Source organism: Microcystis sp. M53602_WE12 (assembly GCF_030065455.1).
Taxonomy (GTDB): domain Bacteria; phylum Cyanobacteriota; class Cyanobacteriia; order Cyanobacteriales; family Microcystaceae; genus Microcystis; species Microcystis aeruginosa.
In genome coordinates, this window is sequence record NZ_JASJFB010000593.1 from 1 (window position 1) to 8,186 (window position 8,186).

6 protein-coding genes are annotated in these 8,186 nt (G+C 40.7%); 5 read left to right on the forward strand and 1 reads right to left on the reverse strand.

Annotation, left to right across the window (positions count from 1 at the left end; all coding sequences use genetic code 11):
* Positions 1-214 precede the first annotated feature (214 nt).
* Positions 215-1,855, reverse strand: coding sequence for a DUF655 domain-containing protein (locus PX482_RS18885; protein WP_288093017.1), 1,641 nt, complete (start codon positions 1,853-1,855; stop codon positions 215-217).
* Positions 1,856-2,076: 221 nt separating this feature from the next.
* Here PX482_RS18885 and PX482_RS18890 point away from each other — a divergent pair, with 221 nt between their 5' ends.
* The 5 genes from PX482_RS18890 to PX482_RS18910 all read left to right on the forward strand — a co-directional run bounded on the left by PX482_RS18890 (position 2,077) and on the right by PX482_RS18910 (position 7,846).
* Entirely contained in the window at positions 2,077-4,503 is a 2,427-nt protein-coding gene (locus tag PX482_RS18890) for a dynamin family protein (RefSeq protein ID WP_288027081.1), read from the forward strand.
* Between the two features lie 206 nt (positions 4,504-4,709).
* Positions 4,710-5,573 (forward strand): formylglycine-generating enzyme family protein, encoded by an 864-nt coding sequence (locus PX482_RS18895; protein ID WP_288093013.1) that lies wholly within the window; start codon positions 4,710-4,712, stop codon positions 5,571-5,573.
* A 15-nt stretch (positions 5,574-5,588) separates the two neighbouring features.
* Entirely contained in the window at positions 5,589-5,849 is a 261-nt protein-coding gene (locus PX482_RS18900; RefSeq protein WP_502846449.1) for a hypothetical protein, read from the forward strand.
* A 161-nt stretch (positions 5,850-6,010) separates the two neighbouring features.
* Complete coding sequence (locus PX482_RS18905) at positions 6,011-6,598, forward strand: Uma2 family endonuclease (protein ID WP_288122842.1); 588 nt, start codon at positions 6,011-6,013, stop codon at positions 6,596-6,598.
* Between the two features lie 351 nt (positions 6,599-6,949).
* Entirely contained in the window at positions 6,950-7,846 is an 897-nt protein-coding gene (locus PX482_RS18910) for an AEC family transporter (protein WP_002761395.1), read from the forward strand.
* The last annotated feature ends 340 nt before the right edge of the window (positions 7,847-8,186 follow it).

Consider the following 8,186-nt stretch of genomic DNA (forward strand, 5'->3'; position numbering starts at 1 on the left):
GACTTTCAAAAACCTTGCATTATCCTTCTTGTGGTACATCGCTTGGTACAAAAAACAAGGGCAACAAAGCCTGAAACGACCGACTCCTGACGACCGGCTACTGACTCCTACCCCCAGGAAAAACTTTTTCAGCAGACCCTACCTACTTAGCTTGCCGTAACAAGGGAAAATTGCTAGTTTTTGTCTATGGCAAAAAATACAGACGAGACAATCATTACCAGCTGACTTTGCCTTTGAGCTTGCTAATTTTTCCCTGACCGATTCCCGATACTCGATCCAAATCTTCTAGGGAAGTAAAGGGTTTTTGTTGCCGGGCAGCGATAATTTTTTCGGCTAATTTGCCACTGATACCGGGTAAACTATCTAGTTCTTCTCGCGTGGCGGTGTTTAAATTAATTAAGCGATCGCTTTTAATTGTTACAGATTGGGGGCAGTTTTTTCTATCTTGTTCGATCCGATTTTTAATAGTTTCCGGCAGTCCTAATTTAGCGGTACGGTAAAGATATTGAAATTCTCGATCGAAATGAGCGGCAACGGTGGGATTATCGATAATAACTAAAGCTTCATCGTTTTGATGGTTAGCGGCTCTTGACCAATTATGAGAACCAGTAATCACAATTTTATCATCGATTAAACCGAATTTATGGTGTAATTTATCTCCCCGGGCTAGATCGGGAACTCCTAGGGTATTAATTGGGTTTTGCCAAGGCTGATTATCTGGTTCATAACGACATTTATTACTGAGAGCAACTCCTAATAAATCTAATCCTTCGCTATAGTATCGGAAGGCAAAACTAGGATCAATTAAAGCTTTAATTTCTATCCCTTTTTGATGTCGTTGGGCGAGAATATTAGCTAAAGGCTGTTCCGTCAGGACAAACAGGGCTAAATTCACGGATTTTTTAGCTTGATTTAAAGTTTCACCGATCAGACCATTGCTAGTAATTGCCCAGGGATAAGCGGTAGAATCGGGGGAAAATTTGACCGTCAGACTACTATTACCGATAGTAATTGTTTGTGGTTTTCTCTGGGGTTTATCTAAGCCAAATTTAGGACTATCTTCCCTTCCCCACATCAGATTAAATTCTCTTTGAAAAACTCTAGCTAGTGGGGGATTAGTAATTACTAATAAGTGATTGGCATTCCCGACAGTTTTGGGATTAGAAAAGTCTCCATGAATATCACTTAAGGTATAGTTAGCTGAACTGATTAAAGTAGTGTGATTGTCAAGAACCATGAATTTATGGTGCATTAAACCGCTACCTTTTGAGCGATCTGCACTATCATCAATTAGGGGAATACCCGCTTTTTTGAGGATAGTAATTGCATCTCTTTGGGCGATTTCCTCTGGACTTAATTTACCATCTCGATTTATGTCAACTAAATCAAAAAGGTTTTGATAACGTTCCTGTTCTCGATCGCTTGATTGTTCTTGGTTTTTGGCTAAAGTATGAATAGGTTTATTGTAAATATTTTCGAGGATAACCCTAACTTTAATTCCCTGCTGCTGACGAGCAACTAAAGCTTGAGCGATGGCGGGTAAACGTAACTCTTGCACAGCTAGATCGATCGAACTTTTGGCCGAGTTGATATTATCAATAATAACCTGTTCTAAATTATCCCCCGGGCGATTAATTTGGCGATAGGGATCGGTATAATTTGAACCCTGGGCTTGATTATAATTAAAATAGACTTGAATATATTGATCTTGGGGCAAGGGTTGGGGACGATTTTGGATAACATTCAGAGAATGACAGCCACCCAAAAGAAAAACTGTTCCTAACAAAAATCCCAACTGTCCCATAGGCCGAATTTTTTTTAATCTCAATTTATCTATTGCCATTTTTGTCCACATAATTATCATTACCCTAGGATTCAGGAGGGAATTTTTACCTAAGGAGGTTCTCGGAAATCTGTATGTACTAAATTGATTATAATCAATCCTGATTCTAGATTGAAGACGATGGCTTTGTCTTTGATTGCTTAAATCGCTGACCAAAGATGTGACATCTAGTTAGGGAATTTTGTTATCATGTGGGGAATAATAGCACTGTTCTTCTAGATTTGGGTTTTACCATGACTGAACTTTTACCCCAATGCAGTAATCTGGCTGGTAATGTTAACAGTATAATTGAACTATTGAAAGGCGAATCCTCTCTCCGCAATCAACAGGATACCAGCAAGATAGAAATTGCCCTACAAAAAGCCATTTCTCCCAAATTTGAAATCGTTTTCGCCGGTGCTTTTAGTGCTGGGAAATCAATGTTAATCAATGCACTTTTAGAGCGAGAATTGCTGTATAGTGCCGAAGGACACGCAACGGGTACGGAATGTTATATTGAGTACGCAGAAGCTGATGAGGAAAGAGTGGTTTTAACCTTTCTCAGCGAAGTAGAAATTCGTACTTTAGTCGATACCGTCTGTCAAAATCTGCAATTAACCAATCCCAGTAACATTAATTCCCCCGAATACTGTAGTCAGTTAAACCAATACTGTCAAAAAATTATCGAACAGGAAGGGGGAGAAGGCAAATCCGAGCGAGCTAAACAAGCTCAGGGTTTAAAATTATTAATTGAAGGATTTACTCAAAATCGTGAGCGGATCCATACGCTGCATAATGCCACCTATTCCATGGAACAATTTCACTTTTCTAATTTAGCAGAAGCGGCAAGTTTTGCCCGTCGTGGTAGCAATAGCGCCGTCTTAAAACGTCTAGAATATTACTGTCATCATCCTCTCCTTAAAGATGGTAACGTTTTGGTAGATTTGCCCGGTATTGATGCCCCAGTCCAAAAAGATGCCGCCTTAGCCTATCGTAAAATAGAGCATCCTGATACTTCGGCAGTGGTTTGTGTTTTAAAGGCTGCTTCTGCGGGAGAATTAGCCACAGAAGAAACGGAATTACTCGAAAAAATTCGCTCTAATGCTGGTATTCGTGATCGAGTTTTTTATGTTTTTAACCGCATCGATGAAACCTGGTACTCAGCCCAACTAAAACAGCGTTTAGAAAACCTAATTCAAACGCAATTTCGTGATACTTCCCGCATTTACAAAACCAGCGGACTTTTAGGGTTTTATGGGTATCAGGTGAAAAATCAAACCAATATTAATCAGCGTTATGGTTTAGATTCTATCTTTACCGAAAGTGTTAAAAATTTAGGAGGAGAAGAAGAAACACCGCAATTTGTCAGCGAGTTTAATAACTATTGTGCCAACTCCGGTAAATTACTGGCAACTCCCTTTAAAGTTTCCATCCACGGTTATGAAACTCCTAATAAAAATTACTTCCGAGTTTTAAGCGAGTGGGGAACTCCTTTACTAGAGCAGTTAATTGCTGATAGCGGTATCGAAGAATTTCGCACGGCAATTACTCGTTATCTCACGGAGGAAAAGCGTCCGCAATTGTTTGCTAATTTAGCCGATGATTTACAATCTCTCTGCATTACTCTCAAAAATTATTATCAAGGGATTTATAGTGATTTAGAAAGTCAACCACGAGAAATTGAGGCGATGAAAGCTCTGGAGTTAAATCACCTCAATCAAGAGTTAAAGGAAGTGGGAGAGAAATTAACTAAACATATCGATGGTTATGTCAATGCTGTCGTGGTTAATAGCGATGAAAACTTTGAGGAAGACTTTAAGAAACTGAAAGCGAGAATGGTATCAAGATTGGATGAGTTATTAAATACTTTTTCTGTTAAAAATGCTTACTCGCAAGCGACTTTAACTCATCCTCGCAATGCTACAGCACCTTTATTAGCAGTATTAGTGGAAGCTTTTTATTATCTGTCTAACCAGCTAGAAGATGTGTTAATTGAGGAGTCAACCAGTTTAATTAGTCGCTTTTGTCAGCGTCTTTTAGATGCGGTAAGGCAAGGTGATTATTATCGGCAAGTATATCGTTTATTGGGTAACAATGGTGGCATAGAAAATCAGCTAAAACAGCTAGAATTGCAGTTAATTCATGCCTTGATTTCCGAAGCAAAAACTGAGTGCGATCGCTATGTACGAGAAAATCATAATTTTTACAACGAAGGCACTTTTTCGATCTTTCAATTTCGGCAAACTGTGCAACAAACTGCCCAAGGTTATGACTGTGAAAGTATTCTTGCTGCCGAACCTGCTATCCGTCAATTACTTAAGTTAGATTTTGAGCCAAAAGTATCAGCGACAATTCATAAAAATTTCCGCCAAACTGTTAATAATACTCTGAAAAATCAGTTGATACCAATGGCAAAAAAACAAGCGGATACTATTCTACAACAGTTCAATCAAGCTCGTTCTTATCTAGAACAAACTTTAGAACAGGAAGCGGCGGAAAAAATTGCGAATAATGCCCGCAAACAGGAAGAAATTCACCAAAAAATTGAGGATTATAACCAAGCGATCAACTCTCTCAATACTTGTTTAACTGCTATGGGTTTACAGAAAAATAATTTACCTGTAATTGGTGAACAAGAATTAGAGATTGTCCCTGAAGTTGTTAATCACTCCAGTAATTAATATGGGGAGTGGGAAGGTGGGAAGTGGAGGGAAAACCATCCATCTATCAAAAACCGATTTGCTGTCAAAGCAAAAAATTAATTAAAATTAAAACTCATCGGGGGATAAGCGATCGAAGTCTTGTTATTCTTAAACTGGTAGGTTGCGAGATTTTTTTAGGCTCGCAGCTGAACCCGATCAACCGATAACCGATAGAGGGGTGCAGAATGGGAGAATGGTTAGATTTTATCGATGAAGTGGTCACTGTTAATGGCAAAGGTGAGGAAATTAAACGGGAAAAAGTCACTAATCGAGGTTATAAATATTTTTTAAGCAAAAAAACCTTTTTAGAAATGATTTCTATCCCTAGCGGTCAATACCTCATCGGTGCGCCCAAAAGCGAGTTAGGCTGGAAATTGAGTCAAAGTCCCCAATCTCCGGTTAATATTCAGGCTTTTTGTCTGAGTCGCTACCCAATTACCCAACGACAATGGCGCGAGGTGGCAAAATTAGAACCGGTAAATATTGAACTTAATCCCTATCCGGCCCATTTTGAAGGTTACGATCGCCCCGTAGAACAAATTAACTGGTGGGAAGCGGTGGAATTTTGCGATCGCCTATCCCGTCTCACGGGACTCAATTATCGTTTACCCGCAGAAAAAGAATGGGAATACGCTTGTCGGGGAGGTACATCAACCCCTTTTCACTTTGGCCCGACAATTTCCACTGATTTAGCCAACTATTCCGGGGTGGACTGGGATTATGGCGGCAAAGTGTGCAGTTATGGTCGTTATGGGGAAGGTTCCCTAGGATGCGATCGCAGAGAAACCACACCAGTGGGAATGTTTGCCGTCGCTAACCCTTTCGGACTCTACGACCTGCACGGAAATGTCAGGGAATGGTGTGCAGATTACTGGCGCGATAACTACGAAGCAGCCACAATAGAAGATAGGGACAGACGAGTTTTACGCGGGGGTTCCTGGAATGATGGCCCTAACAAATGTCGCTCGGCCTACCGAGTCAAATTTATGGCTACTGCTGGACTCTATGATATTGGTTTTCGTGTCGTTAGCGATAATTCCCCTTTATAGAACCGATCAATCTTTGTGTCCTTTGTGTCTTTGTGGTTAGTTCCAGTCGCTCGCTGGCAGGAATGTGTCTTAGAGTACATTTTACCCACCAAACCCAAGAGAGCCGATAGTGTTTCTTGGGGACTTCTGGAGTTTTCGAGGATGAAACGGGAATTAGAGAATTTATTGGGACGGAAAGTTGATTTGCTAACGAAAAAATCGATCGAGCAGAGTCATAATTGGATTCGTCAACGAGAGATTTTAGAGACAGCACAAGTGATTTATGTGGCGGGATAAGGCTTTTTTACTAGATATTGTCCGAGCCGGTCAATTAGCTCAATAATTTGCCGATCAACCGGCAAAATTTGCAGGTGTTTGTCAGAAAAATTTTGAAAATGTACCGCTCCTCGATCGAGAGTTAGAATTGATTTTAGAGACAATAAAAGTGATTTAACCAAATGATTGCTAACTTTGACCATAACTATCTTTCCCCGGAAGATTATTTAGCAACGGAGAGAATAGCCAAGGATAAACACGAATACATTCGCGGTCAAACCTACGCCATGGCTGGTGCGAGTAAAGCCCATGGTATGATTATTATCAACTTAGCCACGCTTTTAAAAAACCGGCTGCGGGGTAGTGGTTGTCTTGTCTATGCCACAGATATGAAAGTTCGTCTAGAAATAGCTAATAGTTATTTTTATCCCGATCTTGTGGTCACTTGCGACTCGCGAGATAATCAGTCTTTCTCGGAAGATTTTATCCGTTATCCGCGCTTGATTGTAGAAGTATTATCCCCCACTACGGCTGCCTTTGCTCGCAACGCGCTCGCGAAGCGAGATCGGGGTGATAAATTTGCCGACTATCGTTCCCTTGAAACTTTAGAAGAATACGTTCTTATCAGTCAAGAACGCATCAGTGTGGATTGTTTTCGTCGCAATGACGAAGGATTCTGGGTTCTTTATCCCTACAGCAAAGGAGCAGATATTTATCTAGCTAGTATCGATTTTCACTGTGCGATCAAATCTTTATATGAAGATATATAGCGGTAAGCACTTGAGTGAGATACAAACCAAGCTTTGCCTAGCATGGTTTATAGCTCGTGACACTGTACCTCATACGACTGCACACCGCTATAACAGAAATCTGTTAAAAAATCAGATCAGTTTTTTTCTGGTTCTTCGTTACTTGGTATGGTTCGGTAGGGTGTCATAAATCGACTAAATCCTTATCTGGCAAGAGATTTAATTGATTAGTTCGCTCTAGATCGAAAACAATTGACAAAAATCTCAGCAATGTCTCTCTCTATAAGGGTTTCATCTCTTATAATCCTGTATGTTGCATAAGACAAACCGAAGAGCCTTTTTTCTGTTTACTATTTACTTTTTACCTGATTAATGCTTGTCATCCTCTCCGCTATTATTCCAGTGGGTTTTATCATCCTCATCGGTGTGATAGCAGGAAAAGTTCTCACTGTTGAAGTGCATTCCCTTTCCCAAATCACGGTGTATATTCTTGCTCCCGCTTTGGTGATTGATGGACTCTATCGCACCACTTTATCCGGCAGCAATATCGGTTTAATTCTCCTAGGCTTTGCCCTTATTTCACTGGTAATAGTGATTGTCGTCGAAATTATCGCCTATTGTCTCAGTCTCGATGCTGATACCCGCAAAAGCCTCATGGCTGCCGCCGTGATGCCCAATAACGGTAATATGGGTTTACCTGTGGCTAGTTTCGCCCTGGGTGCGGCTGGACTGGAAAGAGCGATAATCTATATGATTGGCTCTAGTATTCTTTTATTTGGTATTAGTCCCGCTTATTTGCGAGGAAAAAGCTTTCTTTCAGGATTTCGCTTAGTTTTTCAATTGCCCTTAATCTGGTCAATTTTTATCGGCATTAGCTTTCAAACTTTCTCTTTTCATCTTCCCCTGCAATTAGATAAAAGTGTTAGCTATCTAGGACAAGCGGCAATTCCTTTGGCTTTAATTATCCTAGGTATCCAATTATCTCAGCAAAAATTAGCGATCGGTAAATTAGAATTATTAGGAGCCGGTTTGCGTCTTTTAGTCGCTCCTCTTTTGGCATTTGCGATCGGCAATAGTTTAGGATTAACCGGTATGGATCTAAAAATTCTCATCCTACAAAGTGCCATGCCCACCGCCGTTAATACTGTCATTTTAGTCACAGAATTCGGTGGTTCGGCCGCTTTGATGGCCCGCACAGTTGTGGTCACTACCCTTGCTAGTTTTCTGACTATTCCTTTCTTTCTTTGGTTATTAAAAGTCTATTTATAATTAGGGTTTGCTGACAAAGTTTGTTGGTGGAGTCAGGATTCAGGATTCAGGAGTCAGGAGTCAGGAGATAGGAGTCAGGAGTCAGGAGATAGGAGTCAGGAGTCAGGAGATAGGAGTCAGGAGATAGGAGATAGGAGTCAGGAGTCAGGAGATAGGAGATAGGAGTCAGGAGATAGGAGTCAGGAGATAGGAGTCAGGATTCTCCGAGTCAGGAGATAGGAGTCAGGATTCAGGATTCAGGATTCAGGATTCAGGATTCAGGAGATAGGAGATAGGAGATAGGAGATTATTTTATTTATTCTCCCCACACCCCACACCCCACACCCCACACCCCACACCC